Source organism: Krasilnikoviella flava, from assembly GCF_900167525.1.
Taxonomy (GTDB): domain Bacteria; phylum Actinomycetota; class Actinomycetes; order Actinomycetales; family Cellulomonadaceae; genus Isoptericola; species Isoptericola flavus.
In genome coordinates, this window is record NZ_FUZQ01000001.1 from 194,676 (window position 1) to 213,711 (window position 19,036).

Annotated in this window: 19 protein-coding genes; 11 read left to right on the forward strand and 8 right to left on the reverse strand. The window is 75.0% G+C overall.

Annotation, left to right across the window (positions count from 1 at the left end):
• Positions 1 to 247: 247 nt before the first annotated feature.
• Positions 248 to 1,213 (reverse strand): GlxA family transcriptional regulator, encoded by a 966-nt coding sequence (locus B5Y66_RS00795; protein WP_079569721.1) that lies wholly within the window; start codon positions 1,211 to 1,213, stop codon positions 248 to 250.
• 93 nt (positions 1,214 to 1,306) lie between these two features.
• Here B5Y66_RS00795 and B5Y66_RS22405 point away from each other — a divergent pair, with 93 nt between their 5' ends.
• The 7 genes from B5Y66_RS22405 (at position 1,307) to B5Y66_RS00825 (ending at position 6,958) form a co-directional block, all read left to right on the forward strand.
• Positions 1,307 to 1,447, forward strand: a complete 141-nt coding sequence (locus tag B5Y66_RS22405; RefSeq protein ID WP_176168743.1) for a hypothetical protein — start codon at positions 1,307 to 1,309, stop codon at positions 1,445 to 1,447.
• 66 nt (positions 1,448 to 1,513) lie between these two features.
• Positions 1,514 to 2,047 (forward strand): DoxX family membrane protein, encoded by a 534-nt coding sequence (locus B5Y66_RS00800; RefSeq protein ID WP_079569724.1) that lies wholly within the window; start codon positions 1,514 to 1,516, stop codon positions 2,045 to 2,047.
• Positions 2,048 to 2,119: 72 nt separating this feature from the next.
• On the forward strand, positions 2,120 to 3,478 hold the full coding sequence (aroA, locus tag B5Y66_RS00805) for a 3-phosphoshikimate 1-carboxyvinyltransferase (RefSeq protein WP_079569726.1): 1,359 nt from the start codon (positions 2,120 to 2,122) through the stop codon (positions 3,476 to 3,478).
• Positions 3,478 to 4,521, forward strand: coding sequence for a ribosome small subunit-dependent GTPase A (gene rsgA / locus B5Y66_RS00810; protein WP_079569728.1), 1,044 nt, complete (start codon positions 3,478 to 3,480; stop codon positions 4,519 to 4,521). The genes aroA and rsgA overlap by 1 nt, the downstream gene beginning before the upstream one ends.
• A gap of 93 nt (positions 4,522 to 4,614) precedes the next feature.
• A complete protein-coding gene (locus B5Y66_RS00815; RefSeq protein ID WP_079569731.1) occupies positions 4,615 to 5,085 on the forward strand; it encodes a MarR family winged helix-turn-helix transcriptional regulator in 471 nt (156 codons plus the stop codon).
• Positions 5,082 to 6,389: an MFS transporter gene (locus tag B5Y66_RS00820; RefSeq protein WP_217700700.1), complete on the forward strand. Its 1,308-nt coding sequence runs from the start codon at positions 5,082 to 5,084 to the stop codon at positions 6,387 to 6,389. Before B5Y66_RS00815 ends, B5Y66_RS00820 begins: the two co-directional genes overlap by 4 nt.
• A complete protein-coding gene (locus tag B5Y66_RS00825) occupies positions 6,386 to 6,958 on the forward strand; it encodes a hydrolase (RefSeq protein ID WP_079569733.1) in 573 nt (190 codons plus the stop codon). Before B5Y66_RS00820 ends, B5Y66_RS00825 begins: the two co-directional genes overlap by 4 nt.
• A 5-nt stretch (positions 6,959 to 6,963) precedes the next feature.
• Here B5Y66_RS00825 and B5Y66_RS00830 read toward each other — a convergent pair whose 3' ends face one another.
• The gene (locus B5Y66_RS00830) at positions 6,964 to 7,731 is read right to left on the reverse strand and encodes a dihydrofolate reductase family protein (RefSeq protein WP_079569736.1); all 768 of its coding nucleotides are present in this window, start codon (positions 7,729 to 7,731) and stop codon (positions 6,964 to 6,966) included.
• Between the two features lie 101 nt (positions 7,732 to 7,832).
• On the opposite strand from B5Y66_RS00830, the gene hisN reads away from it, so the two are divergent.
• Positions 7,833 to 8,654 (forward strand): histidinol-phosphatase, encoded by an 822-nt coding sequence (gene hisN, locus B5Y66_RS00835; protein WP_079569739.1) that lies wholly within the window; start codon positions 7,833 to 7,835, stop codon positions 8,652 to 8,654.
• 32 nt (positions 8,655 to 8,686) lie between these two features.
• Here the strand turns inward: hisN and B5Y66_RS00840 are convergent, their stop codons facing one another.
• The 3 genes from B5Y66_RS00840 to B5Y66_RS00850 form a co-directional block, all read right to left on the reverse strand.
• Positions 8,687 to 9,229 carry a DUF6912 family protein gene (locus B5Y66_RS00840; protein ID WP_079569742.1) on the reverse strand — a complete coding sequence of 181 codons (543 nt, stop codon included), beginning with the start codon at positions 9,227 to 9,229 and terminating at the stop codon, positions 8,687 to 8,689.
• A 71-nt stretch (positions 9,230 to 9,300) separates the two neighbouring features.
• Positions 9,301 to 10,665, reverse strand: coding sequence for an AAA family ATPase (locus B5Y66_RS00845; protein WP_079569745.1), 1,365 nt, complete (start codon positions 10,663 to 10,665; stop codon positions 9,301 to 9,303).
• Positions 10,665 to 11,318 (reverse strand): hypothetical protein, encoded by a 654-nt coding sequence (locus tag B5Y66_RS00850; RefSeq protein ID WP_079569747.1) that lies wholly within the window; start codon positions 11,316 to 11,318, stop codon positions 10,665 to 10,667. The genes B5Y66_RS00845 and B5Y66_RS00850 overlap by 1 nt, the downstream gene beginning before the upstream one ends.
• A gap of 132 nt (positions 11,319 to 11,450) precedes the next feature.
• Here B5Y66_RS00850 and B5Y66_RS00855 point away from each other — a divergent pair, with 132 nt between their 5' ends.
• Positions 11,451 to 11,660 carry a helix-turn-helix domain-containing protein gene (locus B5Y66_RS00855; RefSeq protein ID WP_079569750.1) on the forward strand — a complete coding sequence of 70 codons (210 nt, stop codon included), beginning with the start codon at positions 11,451 to 11,453 and terminating at the stop codon, positions 11,658 to 11,660.
• Between the two features lie 29 nt (positions 11,661 to 11,689).
• Here B5Y66_RS00855 and B5Y66_RS00860 read toward each other — a convergent pair whose 3' ends face one another.
• Complete coding sequence (locus B5Y66_RS00860) at positions 11,690 to 12,238, reverse strand: hypothetical protein (RefSeq protein ID WP_079569753.1); 549 nt, start codon at positions 12,236 to 12,238, stop codon at positions 11,690 to 11,692.
• A gap of 159 nt (positions 12,239 to 12,397) precedes the next feature.
• On the opposite strand from B5Y66_RS00860, the gene B5Y66_RS00865 reads away from it, so the two are divergent.
• Entirely contained in the window at positions 12,398 to 13,297 is a 900-nt protein-coding gene (locus tag B5Y66_RS00865; protein ID WP_139820658.1) for a LysM peptidoglycan-binding domain-containing protein, read from the forward strand.
• Positions 13,298 to 13,343: 46 nt separating this feature from the next.
• Positions 13,344 to 14,138: an Rv3235 family protein gene (locus B5Y66_RS22800; RefSeq protein WP_245806838.1), complete on the forward strand. Its 795-nt coding sequence runs from the start codon at positions 13,344 to 13,346 to the stop codon at positions 14,136 to 14,138.
• 74 nt (positions 14,139 to 14,212) lie between these two features.
• Here the strand turns inward: B5Y66_RS22800 and secA are convergent, their stop codons facing one another.
• A complete protein-coding gene (gene secA / locus B5Y66_RS00875; RefSeq protein ID WP_079569758.1) occupies positions 14,213 to 17,149 on the reverse strand; it encodes a preprotein translocase subunit SecA in 2,937 nt (978 codons plus the stop codon).
• A gap of 237 nt (positions 17,150 to 17,386) precedes the next feature.
• Positions 17,387 to 18,991, reverse strand: a complete 1,605-nt coding sequence (locus tag B5Y66_RS00880; RefSeq protein ID WP_079569761.1) for a cation:proton antiporter family protein — start codon at positions 18,989 to 18,991, stop codon at positions 17,387 to 17,389.
• Positions 18,992 to 19,036: the final 45 nt, after the last annotated feature.

A 19,036-nucleotide genomic window follows, 5' to 3' on the forward strand; every position in this document is an offset into this window, starting at 1 on the left:
GCCACTGGGTGGGGTCCTCCGATCCACGGGGTGTGCAGGTCAGTCGTGCCGCCGGACGCCGGGCCGGCCGTGCCCGCGGTCAGGGCGTCGGCCGGGACGGCGAACAGCCGCACGGACGCGGGTCCGGCTGCAGGGACGGCGGCGGGCGCCGTCGGCGAGGTGCGGGTGTTCACGTGGTTGGCAACCGTGGGACGGGCTCGCGCATTCCCGGCCCCGACCCGACCGACGCAGGCCGGCGCGGGCCGCGTCAGGAGGCCAGCGGCGCGGCGAACCTGCGCCGGTACGCGACCGGGCTGGTGCCGAGCTGCCGCGCGAAGTGGTGCCGCAGCACGGGCGCGCTGCCGAAGCCGCACAGCCGCGCGATCTCGTCGACGGGCGCCTCGGTCGACTCGAGCAGCTCCTGGGCGCGCGCCACGCGCTGGCGCGCGAGCCAGGCGCCCGGCGTCGTCCCCGTCTCCTGCCGGAAGCGGCGGGCGAAGGTGCGCTCGGACAGCGCGGCACGCCGCGCCAGCCACGGCACGGCTTGCTCGTCGGCGAGGTGCTCGCGCATCCAGGCGAGGAGCGCGGCGAGCGACTCACCCTCGCGTGGCAACGGGTCGACGACGAACTGCGCCTGCCCGCCCTCCCGCTGCGGCGGCACCACCATGCGCCGAGCGACGGCGCGCGCGGCGTCGGCGCCGACCTCCGACCGCACCAGGTACAGGGCCGCGTCGATCCCGGCCGCGGTGCCCGCGCTGGTGAGCACCCGCCCGTCCGCGACGTAGAGCGCGTCGGGGTCGACGTCGGCGGTGGGGACCTCCCGGGCCAGCCGCTCGGTGTACATCCAGTGCGTGGTGCAGCGCCGACCGTCGAGCAGTCCCGCGCGGGCGAGCGCGAACGCGCCCGAGCAGATGGCGAACAGCCACGCCCCGCGCTCGTGGGCACGCCGCAGCCCGTCGAGGTAGGCGGGCGTCAGGACGTCCTCGTCGTCCTCGTCGATGCCGTACGCGACCGCGACGACGAGGTCGGCGTCCTCCAGCGCCTCGAGGCCGTGCTCGACGACGACGGGGAACCCGCCCTTGGTCATGACCGGCCCGGGCTCGGGCGCGCAGAGGGTGAAGTCGAACGCCGGCCCACCGGTGTCGGTGCGGTCGATGCCGAACACCTCGTAGGCCACGCCGAGCTCGAACGGCGCGACGCCGGGGACGACGACGGCCGCGACCTTCCGGATCATGTCGCCATGGTGCCACGAACATGGCGGGAAGTCGACGCATCCTGGCACTTCTGCCACTCGTGGCAGAAGTGCAACGCGCGAATGATTACTGCCATGACCCTCCTCCTGATCCTCGCCCTCCTGCTCGTCGCCGCCTACGCCGCAACCCTCGTCCGCACGGTCCGCCGCGACGGGCTCGGCACCCGCCGGCCGCCGCGCTCCCACCCCGACTGGTGGGACCACGCGCTCACGTGACACCCCGTCACGGACGCGCCCGCCGGTCGCCGCGCAAGCCCGGGGCCGCTCTGCCACAGTGGGCCCATGCTGTTGCGCCGTATCGCCCGCCCCCTCCTGGCCGCCCCGTTCGTCTACGACGGGATCCAGGCCGCGCTGCACCCCGCCGAGCACGTGGACGCCGCCCGCGACGGCTCCGCGCTGGTCACGGACGCCGTCGGCGCCGAGCCCCTCAGCGACCGCCAGCTCGGCCTGCTGGTCCGGGTGCACGGCGCCGCGACCGCCGTCGCCGGCCTGCTCCTCGCCGTCGGACGCACCCCGCGCACCGCGGCCCTCGCGCTGGCCGCGCTCACCGCGCCGCTCGCCGTCGCCCACCAGCCCTTCACGAGCAAGGGCGCGGAGCGCACCCTGCGCACCGCGGCCTTCGTCAAGGACCTGGGCAAGGTCGGCGCCGCGGTGATCGCGGGCGTCGACCTCGAGGGGCGGCCCGGCGTCACCTACCGCGTGCAGCAGGCGCGCGAGCACGCTGCCCGGCTCGCGGAGTCGAAGGCCGAGACCGTGAAGTCGGCGACGAAGGCGGAGGCCGCGAAGCTGCGGGCGAAAGTCGCGGAGGCCGTGTGACGCGCCCTCGCGGCCTCGACGGGTCGCGAGACGCGCCGCCCGCGCCACGGCCGGTGAACTAGCCTCGTTGCCATGACCTCAGCCGTCCCGCCGCACGCCACCCCGCCCGCCCCCGACGCCGAGCGCGCCGACGGCTGGGCGGCTCCGGTCGCGACGGGGCCCCTGGACGCGACCGTCGAGGTGCCGGGCAGCAAGTCGCTGACCAACCGGCTGCTCGTGCTGGCCGCGCTCGCCGACGCCCCCGGCACGCTGCGCGGGGCGCTGCGCTCGCGCGACGCCGACCTCATGATCGGCGCCCTGCGCGCCCTCGGGGCCGGCATCGAGGAGGGCGACGACCCGAGCACCCTGCGCGTCACCCCCGCGATGCTGCGCGGGGACGTCGACGTCGACACCGGCCTCGCGGGCACGGTGATGCGGTTCCTGCCTCCGGTGGCGGCGCTCGCCGACGGGCCGGTGCGGTTCGACGGCGACCCCGAGGCCCGCGTGCGACCGATGCTCCCGGTGCTCGCCGCGCTGCGCACCATCGGCGTGCAGGTCACGAGCCCCGACGGCGGCACCCCCACCCACCTGCCGTTCACGGTGCACGGCAGGGGCCGCGTGGCGGGCGGCGCTGTCGACGTCGACGCGTCGGCGTCGTCCCAGTTCGTCTCCGCCCTGCTGCTCGCGGGCGCCCGCTTCGAGCGCGGCCTCACGCTGCGGCACATCGGCACCACGCTGCCGAGCCTGCCCCACATCGCCATGACGGTGGCGACCCTGCGCGACGTCGGCGTCGAGGTGGACGACTCCCGCGACGGCATCTGGCAGGTGGCGTCCGGTCCGGTCGCGGCGCGCGACGTGCGGGTGGAGCCCGACCTGTCGAACGCCGCCCCGTTCCTCGCCGCCGCGCTCGTGGGCGGCGGCAGCGTGCGCGTCCCGGGGTGGCCCGCGCAGACCACCCAGCCGGGCGCCCTGCTCCCGGACCTGTTCTCCCGGCTCGGGGCCGAGACGCGGCTGGACGGCGACGTCCTGACCGTCACCGGCACGGGCGAGGTCCGCGGCGCGGACCTGGACCTGCACGCGGCGGGCGAGCTCGCCCCCACGTTCGCCGTCCTCGCCGCCCTGGCCGACTCCCCCAGCCGCCTGCGCGGCATCGCGCACCTGCGGGGGCACGAGACGGACAGGCTGGCGGCGCTCGCCACGGAGATCACCCGGCTCGGCGGCCAGGCGGAGGAGACCCGCGACGGCCTCGTCATCACGCCGCGCCCCCTGCACGGGGGCCTGTTCCGCACCTACTCCGACCACCGCATGGCCACCTCGGCCGCCGTCCTCGGCCTGCGCGTGCCGGGCGTCCGGGTCGAGAACGTGGGCACCACCGCCAAGACCCTGCCCGGCTTCGACGCGATGTGGGAGCGGATGCTGGGCGCGGTGTCCGTCACGGCGGGCGAGGCCTGATGGTCCGCCACGCCGTCGACGAGGACGCGCAGTACGCGCGGCCCTCGAAGCGCGGCTCGCGCCCCCGCACGAAGCAGCGGCCCGAGCACGCCGACGCCGTCACGGGCATGGTCACGGGCGTCGACCGCGGCCGGTACACGCTCGTCGTCGACGACGGCACGGCCCGTCAGCGCACCGTGCTCGCGATGAAGGCGCGCGAGCTCACCCGCACCCGCGTCGTCGTGGGCGACCGCGTGGACGTCGTCGGCGACGCCTCGGGCGGCGAGGGCACCCTGGCGCGGATCGTGCGCATCCAGGACCGGACCTCGGTGCTGCGCCGCACGGCGGACGACACGGACCCGTACGAGCGGATCGTCGTCGCGAACGCCGACCAGCTCGTCGTCGTGACCGCGCTCGCCCAGCCGGAGCCGCGCACCGGCATGATCGACCGGTGCGTCGTGGCCGCCTACGACGCCGGCATGGACGTGCTCCTGTGCCTCACCAAGGCCGACCTCGCGGACCCTTCCCCTCTGCGTGACCTGTACACGCCGATCGGCGTCGAGGTCGCGGTCACGCGGCAGGACGACCCCGCGAGCGTCGAGACCGTGCGCGAGCGCCTCACCGGCCGTACGTCCGTGCTGGTCGGGCACTCCGGCGTGGGCAAGTCGACGCTGATCAACGCCCTCGTCCCGGAGGCCGACCGCGCCACCGGCGTCGTCAACGACGTCACCGGCCGCGGCCGCCACACGTCGACCTCCGCCGTGGCGCTGCGCCTGCCCGAGTCCCCGGAGCCGGGGGCCGAGCAAGACGGCTGGGTGGTGGACACGCCGGGCGTGCGGTCGTTCGGCCTGGCGCACGTGGAGACGGACGACCTGCTGCAGGCGTTCGAGGACCTCGCCGAGGTCGCGGCGGACTGCCCGCGGGGCTGCACGCACCTCGCGGACGCCCCCGACTGCGCCCTCGACGACTGGCTGGCCGCGTCGTCCGACGACGAGCGCCCCGCGCGCGAGGCCCGGGTCGCGTCGTTCCGGCGGCTCCTGACGGCACGGCACGCCGCCGACTGAGGTCAGCGCTCCGTGTGCCTGTGACGCGGCAGACCTGCCCGCATCGTCAGGCACACCTTGTCAGTCTGGACTGATGAGTTCTACCGTGGCGAGGTGCCCACCTCCCCCGATCCCGCCCCGGCCGCCGAGGCCGCCCGCGAGCTGCGCTCGCTCGTCGGGCGGCTGCGCCGCCGCTTCCTCGAGCTGAGCGACAACCAGGACCTGACGCCCTCACAGACGGCGCTCCTCTCCCGGCTCGCCAAGCACGGCCCGGCGTCGCCGGGCACGCTCGCCGCCGCCGAACGGGTCCGGCCGCAGTCGGTCGGCGCGACGCTGGGTGTCCTCGTCGAGCACGGCCTCGTGCGCCGCGACCCCGACCCGGCGGACGGCCGCCGCCAGGTCATCTCCCTCAACGACGACGGGCGGGCGTTCGTCGAGGGACGGCGCGAGGTCGGTCAGGAGTGGCTGACCCGCACCCTGCACGCGCGGCTCACCCCCGAGGAGCTCACCGGCGTCACCGCCGCGCTGGCGCTCCTGGACCGGACGCTCCTCGACGACGGCCCCACCGAGGCCGCCCGCCCGTGAACGTGCTCCACCGCCACCCCGCTGTCGGGCCGGCCGCCGCCTTGCGCGGGCCGGAGGGCTACGACACACAACTGACCCTGCCGCTGGCGCTGGGGTCGCTGCTCAACCCGATCAACTCCTCGATGATCGCGGTGGCCCTCGTGCCCATCGGGCTCGCGTTCGGCGCCCCGCCCACGCAGACGGTGTGGCTCGTCACCGCGCTCTACCTGGTGACGGCGGTCGCGCAGCCCGTCGTCGGCCGGGTGGTCGACCTCGTCGGTCCCCGGCGGCCCTACCTGGCGGGCACCGCCCTGGTCGGTCTCGCCGGGCTGCTCGGCGCGTTCGCGCCCACGTTCGGGGTGCTCGTGCTCGCTCGGGCGCTGCTCGGCCTCGGCACCTGTGCGGCGTACCCGGCCGCGATGTTCCTCGTGCGGCGCACGACCGACCGTTCCGGCGAGGGGCGCAGCACCGCCGCCGTGCTCACCGTCCTCGCCGTGACCAACCAGGTCGTGATGATCGTGGGGCCGACGCTCGGCGGCCTGCTCGTCGGTCTGGGCGGCTGGCGGGCCATCTTCCTCGTCAACGTCCCTCTCGCCGCGGCCTGCCTCGTGCTCGGCGGGCTGCGCCTTCCGCGCGTCCCGGGCGCGGACCTCGACGTCGGCGACGACGCCGCCGCGCACCGGTTCATCGACCTGCGGGGTCTCGCCGGCAATCGCCCGCTGCTGCTCACCTACGTCCGCGTCCTGCTCACGGCCACCGCGACCTACGCGTTCATGTTCGGTGACGTGCAGTGGCTCGAGCAGAGCCGCGGCCTGAGCGAGGCCGGCGCCGGGATGCTCATGCTGCCCACCTCCGTCGTCGCCGTCGTCGTCGCGTCGGCCACCGGGCGACGGGCACCCGTGCGCCCGGCCCTCGTCATCGGCTCGGTGGCCCTGCTGCTCGGCGGCGCGGTCCTCGCCGTCGTGCAGCCCGACAGCCCGACCTGGGTGCTCGTGCTCGCGGGTGTCGGCATCGGTGGCATGCAGGGCCTGGCCGGCCTCGCGAACCAGAAGGCGCTCGCCCGGCAGGCGGACACCGGCTCGGTCGGCGCCGCGTCCGGGTTGCTGCGCACCTTCATGTACGTCGGGGCCCTGGTCTCCACGGCGGCGATCGCCGTCCTCTACGCCCACGGGCCCACGACCGCGGGCCTCCACGACCTCGCCCTCGCGATGGTGGCGTGCGCCGCCCTCGTCCTCGTCCTCACCCTGGTCGACCGCTCCCTGCGCCCCCGACCGGCCACCGCCACCGTCCGACCCACCCTCACCTCCGGAGAGACCCGCTCATGACCGTGACCGCGCTCGACCCCCGCACCGCGCTCGTCGTCGTCGACCTGCAGGCCGGCATCCTCGCCGCGCCCACCGCACCACACCCCGCCGACGCCGTCCTCGCCCGCAGCGTCGACCTCGCCGACGCCTTCCGCGCCCGCGGCCTGCCCGTGGTCCTCGTGCGCGTGACCGCCGCGCCCGACGGCGCGGACGCCGTGCCCGGCCGCACCGACGCCGCCCCGGGCGCCGCACGTCCGGACGGCTGGGACGTGCTCGCGCCCGAGCTGCACACCGCGGCGTCCGACATCGTCGTGACCAAGCGCAGCTGGGGCGCGTTCTACGGCACCGACCTCGACCTGCAGCTGCGGCGCCGCGGCGTGACCCAGGTCGTACTGACGGGCATCGCGACGAGCACCGGCGTCGAGTCCACCGCCCGCGCCGCGCACGAGCACGGCTACCACGTCTCGCTCGTCACCGACGCGATGTCGGACCGCTCCGCCCAGGACCACGAGCACAGCACCGGGCGCGTCTTCCCCCGGCTCGGCGAGTGCGGCACCACCGCCGACCTCCTGACCCTTCTGGACGCCTGACCCGGTCAGCCCCGGCCGACCTCGTAGCGCGTCCAGGTGCTGCCGTCCGGACCGCTCTCGGCGGACCGGACGCGCAGCCGGACGGGGGAACCGCCCGCGGCGAGCGGCGCACCGTCGACGAAGGACGGGGTGCCCAGGCCACCGACCAGGGCGGGGAAGACGACGACGTGCAGCTCGTCCACCAGCCCCGCACGCAGCAGCGCGCCGTGCAGGCCACCGCCGCCCTCGGCCACGACGGTCCGGGCTCCGAGCACGCCCCTGAGCCTGCCCAGCGCGAGCTCGAGGTCGACCTGCTCCTCCCCCGCGACGAGATACCCGACCCCGAGCTCGCGGAGACGCCGGAGGTAGCCCGCGGGCGTCGCGCAGCAGACGAGGACGAGCAGCGCCGTCTCGTCGTCTCCTGTGAACTGCCAGTCGACGCGCCCTCGCCCGTCCACGACGACGAACCAGCGCGGTGCACCGCGCGGGAGATGGTCCCGCCAGTCGGTGTCCGCGACCTCCGCGGGCGGCGATCCCGCCCACGGCGACAGGGCGGCGGGGGCGACGAACGTACCGCTCCCCTCCAGCGTCACCGTGGGCGCGTGATGCTCCTCGATCCACCGGCGTCGCCGCTCGAGCAAGGTGGGCACGTCCGGCGGCCATACGGACTGCCACCGGGCCCGGACATCGGGATCGAGGAGCCGCTCGCTCGGCGACGTCGTCACGCGACCGTCGACGCTCGCCGTCGTGCACAGCACGACGCGCGGTCGCCCGACGCCGTGCGGTGATCTCATGCCACCACCGTAGGGAGCCGCGCCGACACGATCCCCGAGACTCCGTCGTGCACCGCGCGGCGGGGTCCTGGTGGCGGTACGGGACCGCTACCGTGTGAGGCGTGTCGTACACCCAGCCGTCTCCCAGCCCGACCAGCGGACCCGCGCGCACGTACGAGGACGACCTGCGCCTGGCCCACGTGATCGCCGACCAGGTGGACGCCATCACGATGTCCCGCTTCAAGGCCGTGGACCTGCACGTGGAGCGCAAGCCCGACGACACCCCCGTCTCGGACGCCGACCGCTCCGCCGAGGAGTTCATCCGCGCCCAGCTGCACCGGGCACGCACCCGCGACGCGATCGTCGGGGAGGAGTACGGCTCCGCCGGTAGCGGTGCGAGGCGCTGGATCATCGACCCGATCGACGGCACCAAGAACTTCGTGCGCGGCGTGCCGGTGTGGGCCACGCTCATCGCGCTGGCCGACGGCGAGGACGTCGTCATGGGCCTCGTGTCGGCGCCCGCGATCGGCCGCCGCTGGTGGGCCGCCAAGGGGTCCGGGGCCTGGACGGGCAAGTCGCTCGCGTCGGCGTCCCGCATGTCCGTCTCCGGGGTGAGCACGCTGTCCGACGCGTCCTTCTCCTATTCGTCGTTGTCCGGCTGGGAGTCCCACGGCAAGCTCAACGGCTTCCTCGACCTCACCCGCCAGGTGTGGCGCACCCGCGGGTACGGAGACTTCTGGTCGTACATGCTCGTCGCCGAGGGCTCCGCCGACATCGCCGCCGAGCCCGAGCTCGAGGTCTACGACATGGCCGCCCTCGTCCCTATCGTCACCGAGGCCGGCGGCCGGTTCACCGCGCTCGACGGCACCCCCGGCCCCTGGCACGGCAACGCCCTGGCCACCAACGGCCGCCTGCACGACGAGACGCTCGTCTACCTGGGCTGATCCGGGTTGCGGTGAGTGGGCCTAGGTCCCGCTCACTGTTCCTCCGGGCGCGGGACCTGGGGGATCTCGGTCGGGTCGTACCAGAGCAGGTCGCGGTCGGTGACGCGCTGCAGCGCGGCGTCCAGCGCCGCCTCTGACGTGGCGCCGACGTCCCCCGTGCGCTCGGCGTCGTTCTCCTCGTCGGCGGCGGCGAGCACCGACCGCACGTCCTCCGCGGCCTCGGGCTCGTCGACGTGGACGGCGACCACGGCCACCCCGGTCAGGGCGGCGACGTCGACCGCGCTGGGCTCGTCGGCGCCGTCGGCGGCCGTGACCTCGGCGGCCGGCACGTCGACCGAGACCACGACGCGCAACGGCACGACGGCGCGACGTGCGGCCACCAGCGCGAGCGAGTCGTCCGCGGCCGCGAGAAAGGCCTCGTACTCCCGGCTCTCGTCGTCCTCGTCGGCGAGCTCACGCACGAGAGCCGGCGTCACGGCGTGCGCCCGGCGCGCGGGGACGTCCCACCGCGCTCCTGCGGCGGCGACGACGGCGCCCTCGAGCTCGTCCAGGGTGGCGGGAACGTAGATGCGCATGCGCACAGTCTGCCGCGTCCGCGGCGCTCAGCCCGGTTGCGACCCTTCGGCAGGCCCAGGACGACGCGGGCTCAACCGGCGACGGTGGCGGCGACCGCGGCCCGCACCCGCTGGGCCAGCCCTTCGAAGGCCGCGCTCGCCGGCGAGCCGGGTGCCTCCTCCGCCAGCGTGCGCCCCGCCAGGAGCGCGGCGTCGAGACCGGCGGCGTCGTCCGGGACCAGGTGCACGTCGTCGATCCCCGCGTAGCGCGCCAGCGCGTCCCGCACGGCCACCTCGGGGCGCGAGCCCACCGCCGACGCGCGTACGCGGTTGGCGACGACGACGCGCTCGGCCGAGACCGGCACCGGCACCTCGCGCAGGTCCTCCAGCCCGCGGACGAGGCGCTGGATGCCCACCGGGTCCGCCGCACCGACGACCACGACGACGTCCGCCGCCTGCAGCGCGGCGAGCGTCGCGCCGTTGCGCTGCGGGGCGTGCGTGTCGTACATGAGCAGCTCGTCGGCCTCGAGGAGCGGGCCGCAGTCCACGACCGTCCAGTCGGCGAGCTCGCGGGCCCGCTCGACCACGACCTCGATCGCACTGGCGGGCAGCTCGGGCCATCGCGCCGCCCGGGTGATTCCCGTCAGCACGCGCAGCCGGCCCCCGACCACCGGGCTGTGCCGGGCCAGCGTCGGCAGGTCGAGCGACCCGTGCCCGGCGGCGCGGGCGACAGCGGCCAGCCCCGGCGCGTCGTCGAGCAGACCCAGGCGGGCCGCCACCGACGCGCCATACGTGTCGGCGTCCACGACCAGCGCGCTCTCGGGCGCCGGCCCCGCGACGTCGCGGCGGGCGCGGCCGTGCCGTCGCCGCCCGCGGGACAGGCCGCCCAGCGCCGCAGCGAGCTCGAGCGTCGTCGTCGTGCGGCCCGGTGCCCCGACAGGCCCCCAGACCGCGACCACGCGCCCGCGGCGCGGCGCGGCGTCGTCCGCGACGACGTCCTCGAGGCCGAACGGGTCGTCGGCGGCGAGCGGGTCGTCGACGACATCGTGTCCGCCGGGCCCCAGCACGAGATGGCCGGGCGCATGGTCCGTCGCGCCCGCGCGCACCGGGGTCGCGTCGCGGACCGCGGCGAGCAGGAGCGCCTCGTCGTACCGCTCGACCACGGCGTCGACGCCCAGGGCGTGCAGCCGGGCGGCCGGCGCGACGTCGTCGCCCAGCGCGACGACGCGGACCCCCGCGGCGTGGAGCCGGCCGACCGCCTCCCGGTCCAGGCCGGGCAGGTCCCCGGAGACGAGCGCGACGGACCCCGCGCCCGCAGCCGCCGCGGCAAGCAGCTCGGCGACGTCGCCGCAGCGCCTCGTGACGGTCGCCCCCGACCCGGGCGCCCCGAGGGCGACGACGACGTCGGTCTCCGCCGCGCCGCGCACCGCGCACAGGACGGTGACGCCGGCGGCCATCAGACGCCGGCCCCGGCCTGCGGCACCACGGTCACGCTCCCGGGCACCGCCAGCGCCTGGAGGACGGCGGGCAGATCCTCTGCGGGGACGAGCACGTGCAGCGTGGCACCGTCCGCGACGACGAGCCCCGAGCCCGCCTCGTCGACCTGCTCCACGACGACGCCCTCCACCAGCGGTGACGGTTCGGCGGCGGGCTCGGCGCCCGCCAGGGCCTCGGGAGCGGACCAGAGGTCGACCACGGCGCCCGGCGTCACGCGGGACGACATGGCCCGGTCCACGGGCACCGACACGGAGCGGACGTCGACGTCGGCGGCGTCGCCGAGAGCCGACCGGGCGACGAGCTCGCCGTCGTCGACCACGCGCAGCGCGACGACCTCGTCGGGCAGCTCCTGGTCGGCGCGCAGGTACAGCTCCGTCCCGGAGTCGATGCGGACGTCGACCGTGCGCAGCCGCGCCACGTCGACCGCCTCCCCCGGCGTCAGGGTGCCGTCGGCCGCGTACACGGGCACGGTGCGCCCCGCGGAGGAGACGGCCCACGAGCCGAGGGCCACGGACGCGGCGACGATGACGACGCCGACGACGAGGCGGGGGTCGCGCCAGGTGGGACGGCGCAGGCGTGCGGCCACGGGTGCCGGCAACGGGTCGGTGCTCACGGACGTCCTCCGGGGTGGTCAGGGGCGCGGCGTCGCGCCGGAACCTATCATCAGGCACCCCACGCGTGCTTTCGGCAACCACTGTGGACAACCCACGTCATCGTCCGTGACCGCTGTGCCAGAATTGCCCGTATGGCCAGCCGGTTCCTGTCCCTCGCGGACGTGCAGGAGATGCTCAACATCTCGAGCACCCAGGCGTACTCCCTGGTGCGCTCGGGCGAGCTGCCCGCCATCCAGGTGGGCCCGAAGAAGGTCTGGCGGGTCGAGACCAGCAAGCTCGAGGAGTACATCGAGCACCAGTACGCCCGGACGCGCGAGCGGATCGCCTCGGGCGACCTCTGACTCCTTCCCGCCAGGCTCCCCCGCCGGGCTCACGCCTCGCTGACCCGTAGCACGGCACCGAACGGCACCGTCCGCACGACGGGCCGCGCGCGCTCGGCCTCCTCGACGTCGAGGTGGTCGGCGCCCACCCGGCCGATCCGCCCGATGACCGATCCGCCCGCCGTGCGGACCAGCACCCGGGCGCGGTCACGCTGCAGCCCGCGCAGCACATGCCCCAGCCCGAGGCCGTCGGTGCGCGCCCGGGAGGGCGTCGCGAACCGGCCGAGGCCGACCACGGAGGCGAGCGCGGCCAACGGCACCAGGTGCTGCACCTGGCCGCGGGCGCCGCGGCCGTCGAGGAGCACCCAGGCGTGCGCGACGCGGGCCAGCCGGCCCTCGATCCCCTCCCCGTCGAGCAGCTCGAGCCGCAGCACGGCACCGGTCGCGGCCCGCATCCGGTCCGTGAGCGGGATCGACGCCTGCTCGGCACGCGTCAGCTCGGCCACCGTGCCCTCCTGCTCTGCGGCCTGCTCCGCGTCGAAGCGTGCCTCGAGGTCCGCGAAGAGCAGCTCCCACCTGGCCGGACCCGTGCCCGTCATGGGGCTCCTCTCGTCAAGGGTCGATGACCACAGGATGCCCGGGTAGACAGACCCGGCACCAGTCCGCTTCAATATCGACCACCAGAACACATCAACAGCCATCAAAGCGCATCATCAAGAATGATCCGATGGCGATGGCGGTGGGACGAAGGAGACCTGATGCCCGGCAGCACACGTCGTGGACGACCTGCACCGCGAAAGCGGCGCCCCGCCGGCGCGGGCGGACCCGGTCGGCTCGCCCTCCTCACCGTCGTGGCCGGCGTCACGGGCGCGGCCCTGCTGGTGCGCACCGCCGCCCTGGCCCCGCGCACGGCCGTCGCGGCCGCCGGCCTCACCGTCGACCGGTGGGTCGAGCTCGCCGTCCTCGCCGCCGGGCTGCTCGCCGCCGCCTGGCTGGCACTGAGCGGGGCGCTCGCCCTCGCATGCGTGGCCGCGGCTCTGCTCGGCCGCCGGTGGCGCGCCGGCGAGGCTGCTGTCGAACGGCTCGCACCCGCCGCCGTCCGACGCGTCGTCCGTACCGCCGTCGGCGTGGGTGTCGGCGCGGGTCTCACGCTCGTCCCCACCGCCGCCCTGGCCGCCGACGTCTCGCCCACCTCTCCGGCCGCCGACGGCGCGCCGGTCGTCCTGGACCTCGGCTGGCAGTCCACGACCGCCGACGCCGGCCCCCGGGCAGCGGAGACGACGGCCGGCGCACCGGACCCTGCCGGGGCCATGCGCGAGGACGGTGCCGAGACCGCGGACGTCCTCGTCGAGGAGGCTCTCGCGCAGGCGACGGACGCCGGCCCCGTCGAGGAGGTCGCCGCCGCTCCCGTCGCACGCACCACGGCAGACGGCACGAGGGCCGACGACACGAGGGCCGACGAGGCGGACGACGCGACGACGCGCGTCGTGCTGCGCGGCGACACCCTGTGGGACATCGCGACCCGGTCGCTCGGCGGCACGCCCACCGACGCCGAGATCGTCCGCGAGGTGACGCGCTGGCACGACGCGAACCGCGACGTCGTCGGCGCGGACCCCGACCGCATCCTGCCCGGCCAGATCCTGCGCGCCCCTGCCTGACCGCCCGGACCTCCCCACGACTCCCCGCACCCACCCGGAGGGCATCATGACTGCGACGACCACCGCGCCGACCGCCCCAGCACCGGTCGCGCCCCCGGCCGCCGGCACCCTTGCGACGGCGCCAGGGCCGGCCCCCGCGCCGACCGCGGCGAGGTCCGGCGGCTCGACGCCACCGGGCGCCGCGACGGGACACGACGGGACGCCGGCACCGGGCGGCACGGCGGCGCCGGGCCACGCGCTGCCGGCGGACGCTCCCGGTACCCCGACCGACCGGCACGAGGACGCCGCGCCCGCGCGCTCGGAGGACGACGCCACCCCGGCACGCCCCGCGCCGCGCGTGTCCGCCCCGCCGCGGCCGGCCGGCCCGGCCGGTTACCCCGAGGCGAGCACCCGTCCCGCGCCGCGGGCACGGCGCGTGCGGGTCGGCGCCCCCGGCACGCGACGCCCCCGCGTCGACGACGCGGACGTGCCGGCGCGACCGCTGCAGGAGGTCTCCCCGGCGCCGCTGCCCGACCCCACCGCGCAGTGCTGCACCGTGGTGCGCGCCGCCCTCGAGGTGCTGCGCGGGGAGCGCCCCGCGGCGCAGCTCGCCCGCTGGGTCACGCCGCAGGTGCGCGACCAGCTCGCCGAGCGCGCCCGGATCGGGCTCGCGCACGATCTCCTGCGGGACGCGGACCACCACCGGCCCGTCCAGGTGCGACGCGTCCGGCTGATCCGCGTCGGCGAGGACGTCGCCGAGGCGACGGTGGTCCTGGACGACGACGGACGGGTGCGCGCCGCCGCCGTCCGGATGGAGGCGCGCCGCGGCGCCTGGCGGGTCGCGGTGCTGGAGATCGGCTGAGCGCACCGGGTCGCCGAGACGACGAAGGGACGGACCGTCGTGCGGTCCGTCCCCTCGTCGTCACAGCGTGCGCGTCACTCGTTCATGCCGTGGCACACCTTGTACTTCTTGCCCGAGCCGCACGGGCACTGGGCGTTGCGCGGCGTGCCGGGGAAGGTCCGGCCGTCGCTGGTGGCCGCGGTGGCCTCGCCGTGCAGCTCACGGCGTGAACGGCGCGTGGCGCCGCCCGTCGTCGTGGTCGAGCCGTCCTCGCTCGGGGACGAGTAGGACAGGCGCTGCGGTGCCGGGGCGTCCAGGCCCTTGGCCAGCAGCACGGGCTCGTCGGCCTCGAGGGCGGCCGGGGCGGCCTGAGGCTCCTCCGGCACGGCCGGGGTCTCGGGCTCCGCGACCGGGGCGGCGGCGGTCGGGGCCGCGCCACCCGAGACCACCTGAGCGGCGTCGGACTGGGCGGCGGCCGCGGCGCTGGCCGCGGAGATCACGGGGCCGTCGGCGGCACCCGGGGCGCCGGGCTGCTGCACCTGCACCTCGAGGTTGAACAGGAACCCGACGGACTCCTCCTTGATGGACTCCGTCATCGCCTGGAACAGCTGGAAGCCCTCGCGCTGGTACTCGATCAGGGGGTCACGCTGCGCCATCGCGCGCAGGCCGATGCCCTCCTTCAGGTAGTCCATCTCGTAGAGGTGCTCGCGCCACTTGCGGTCCAGCACCGACAGGACGACGCGGCGCTCCAGCTGCCGCATCGCGGCCTCGCCGAGGGACTCCTCACGCCCCTCGTACGCCACCCGGGCGTCGGAGAGCAGCTCCTCGAGGATCAGCTCGTGGGTGAGCCGGCCGACGCCGCCCGCCTCCTCGACCACGTCCTCAGGTGTGATCGACACCGGGTACACCGACTTCAGCGCCGTCCACAGGCTGTCGAGGTCCCACGCCTCGGGGTTGCCCTCGGTCGTCGCCCCCTCGACGTACGCCGTGACGACGTCGGTGAGGAAGTGCTGCACCTGGTCTTCCAGGTCCTCGCCCTCGAGCACGCGCTTGCGCTCGGCGTAGATGACGGAGCGCTGCCGGGACAGCACGTCGTCGTACTTGAGCACGTTCTTGCGGATCTCGAAGTTGCGGGCCTCGACCTGGGACTGCGCGCTCTGGATGCCGCGCGTCACCATCTTCGACTCGAGCGGCATGTCGTCCGGGAAGCCGGCACGGTCCATCATGGAGGACGCCAGGCCCGAGTTGAACAGGCGCATCAGGTCGTCCTGCATGGACAGGTAGAACCGCGACTCGCCCGGGTCGCCCTGTCGGCCGGACCGGCCACGGAGCTGGTTGTCGATACGGCGCGACTCGTGCCGCTCCGTGCCCAGCACGTACAGCCCACCGAGGTCGGTGACCTCCTCGTGCTCGGTGCCCACGGCCTCCTTGGCCTTCTCGAGGACGTCGGGCCACGCGGCCTCGTACGCCTCCGGGTCCTCCGCCGCGTCGAGCCCGCGCTCTGTCATCTCGGTGACGGCGAGGAACTCGGCGTTGCCACCGAGCATGATGTCCGTACCGCGACCGGCCATGTTCGTCGCCACGGTGACGGCGCCCTTGCGGCCCGCCTGCGCGACGACGGCCGCCTCGCGCTCGTGCTCCTTCGCGTTCAGCACGCTGTGCGGCACCCCGGCGCGCTTGAGCAGGCCCGAGAGCAGCTCGGACTTCTCGACGCTCGTGGTGCCGACCAGCACGGGCTGGCCCTTGGCGTGCCGCTCGACGATGTCGTCGACGACGGCGCCGAACTTGCCGTCCTCGTTCTTGTAGACGAGGTCCGCCTGGTCCAAGCGGATCATCGGCCGGTTGGTCGGGATCGGCACCACGCCCAGCTTGTACGTGCCCTGGAACTCGGCGGCCTCGGTCTCGGCCGTACCCGTCATCCCGGCGATCTTGTCGTAGAGGCGGAAGTAGTTCTGCAGGGTGATCGTGGCGAGGGTCTGGTTCTCCGCCTTGATCTGCACGCCCTCCTTGGCCTCGATGGCCTGGTGCATGCCCTCGTTGTAGCGACGACCGGCGAGGATACGACCGGTGTGCTCGTCGACGATCATGACCTCGCCGTTGAGCACGACGTAGTCCTTGTCGCGCTTGAACAGCTCCTTGGCCTTGATCGCGTTGTTCAGGAAGCCGATCAGCGGCGTGTTCAGCGACTCGTACAGGTTGTCGATGCCGAGGTAGTCCTCGATCTTCTCGATGCCCGGCTCGAGCACGCCGACGGTCTTCTTCTTCTCGTCGACCTCGTAGTCCTTCTCGACCTCGAGGCGGCGCACCACCTTCGCGAACTCCGTGTACCAGCGGTTCGCGTCCCCCGACGCGGGGCCGGAGATGATGAGCGGCGTACGGGCCTCGTCGATGAGGATCGAGTCCACCTCGTCGACGATGGCGAAGTGGTGCCCGCGCTGCACCAGGTCGTCCGGCGACCAGGCCATGTTGTCGCGCAGGTAGTCGAAGCCGAACTCGTTGTTGGTGCCGTACGTGATGTCGGCGGCGTACTGCTTCCGGCGCTCCTCGGGCGTCTGACCCGAGACGATCACGCCCGTCGTCATGCCGAGGAAGCGGTAGACGCGGCCCATGAGCTCGCCCTGGTACTTCGCGAGGAAGTCGTTGGTCGTGACGACGTGCACACCCTTGCCCTCGAGGGCGTTGAGGTAGGCCGCCGTCGTGGCGACGAGGGTCTTGCCCTCACCGGTCTTCATCTCGGCGATGTTGCCGAGGTGCAGGGCCGCGCCACCCATGAGCTGCACGTCGAAGTGTCGCTGGCCGAGGGTCCGGCGCGCTGCCTCGCGCACCGAGGCGAACGCCTCGGGGAGCAGCTCGTCGAGCGTGGCTCCGTGCTCGAGGCGCTCCTTGAACCGGTCCGTCTCCTCGTGCAGCTCGGCGTCACTCAGCTCCTCGAAGCTGGGCTCGAGCCGGTTGACCTGCTCGGCCAGGCTGTTGAGCTTCTTGAGAATCCGGCCCTCGCCGAAACGCAGGACCTTCTCGAGGATCGCAGGCACGCAGTACTCCAGGGTCGGTGGCGCCCCGGGGATGGCCGGGACCGTGCGGCGCGACGGGCGACGACGGGCGGTCGGGATCGCACGTCCGCGCCGTCGCCTGGGTCACACCCGTGCCATCCTAGGCCGATCACCTGAGAGTCCGGCACGGGTTCGCGACGGACGAACGGCGCGCCGGCGCCCCGCGGCCGTCATGAGCGGGCGTTCCGCCCGGTTCTCGCCGCGGGGCGGCCCGCCCGCTCACCGGGGCTCGCGGCCGGATCCCTCGCCGGGGGCGAGGTCGGCCGCGGCGCGGTCGGCCAACTCGGCGCCCGCGGCCCCGTAGAGGTGGAAGACGGCGTCCGCGCCGTGACGCCGCAGCTCTTCCGCGTCCTCGTCGTAGCGAGCGATCGCCGCCACCCGCCCGGTGAAGCCCGCGGCGCGCAGCTGGGCCAGGGCGATGAGGTTCGCCTTGTGGAACGGCATCGCCAGCACGGCGAGGCGCACCTGACCCGCCCGCTTGACCCGCGCCCAGAACTCGGCGTCGGTGGCGTCCGCCGGGACGACGGCGATCCCCTCGGCCCGCAGCGCGTCGACGCGGGTGCGGTCGTGCTCGACCCCCACGGCCGACAGCCCGTGCACGTCGCGCAGCCGGCGGTACGTCGCCGAACCCACCCGCCCGAGGCCCATCACGACGGCGTCCGCCCTGCCGATGTCGACCGGGCGGTCGTCGGGGTGCAGGCGGGCGACGTCGCGCCGCGGCAGGAGCGCGGTGAGCCGGGCCGCGAGCTCCACGCCGCGCCGGTTGACGATCGCCGAGACGACGAAGCTCGCGGCGACCGCCAAGGAGACGATGACCGTCCACTCCTCATCGAGCAGGCCCGCCGTCGCCCCGAACGCGACGACGATGATGCCGAACTCGGAGAAGTTGCCGAGCGTCAGCCCGACGAGGAACGACGTGCGCCGCCGCAGCCGCATCAGCCACAGCAGCACGGCGTAGCCGGCCGCCTGGAGCGGGAGCAGCAGGAGGAGCAACCCGGCGAGGGCCACGTCGACCGGTGCGGGCATCCCGTGCAGCCCGATCTGCAGGAAGAACGCGACGAGGGCGAGGTCCTTGACCGTGAGGAGGGAGCGGGAGAGCTCGGTGGCCCGGGGGTGCCCGGCGAGCAGCGCGCCCATCACCAACGCCCCGAGGTCGCCCGACAGGCCGACCGCGTCGAACAGCCAGAAGCCCGGCACGAGGGCGACGAACGCGCCGAACAACGCCTGCAGCTCGCCGTGGCCGGCACGGTCCCAGACCCGCCGCAGCACCCACGCGCCAGGGATCAGCGCGACGACGCAGGGCGCCCACGGGCTCGGCGGCTCCCCCGTCGAGACGGCGAGGAACGCGACGGCGACGATGTCCTGGACCACGAGCACGCCCACGGCGATGCGCCCGTACAGGGCCGTCGCGTCGGAGCGGTCCTCCAGCACCTTGACCACGAAGACGGTCGAGGAGAACGACAGCGCCAGCCCCACGAGGGCCAGCGACCCGAGCGACTCGTCGGCGAGCAGCCGGACCCCGACGACGGCGAGCAGGCCGAGGAACCCCACCGCCACCGCGACGCTCAGCACCAGGTGCGCCACGGTGGTGAGCCAGATCTCCGGTCGCAGCAGCGAGCGGACGTCGAGCTTCAGCCCGATCGCGAACAGCAGCAGCGCGACGCCCAGCTCGGCGACCGTCTCCAGGCCCGGCAGCTCGGGCGCGCCCGCCGCCCCGAGTGCGAACCCGGCGGCGAGGAAGCCCACCAGCGGGGGCAGCCGCAGCAGCGTCGCCGCCAGGCCGCCCACGAGCGCCGCAGCGAGGTACAGCACTGCCGTGGCCATCAGCGCTCCCGACCCTCTCCGGTCCCGACCGACGCGGGCGCACCC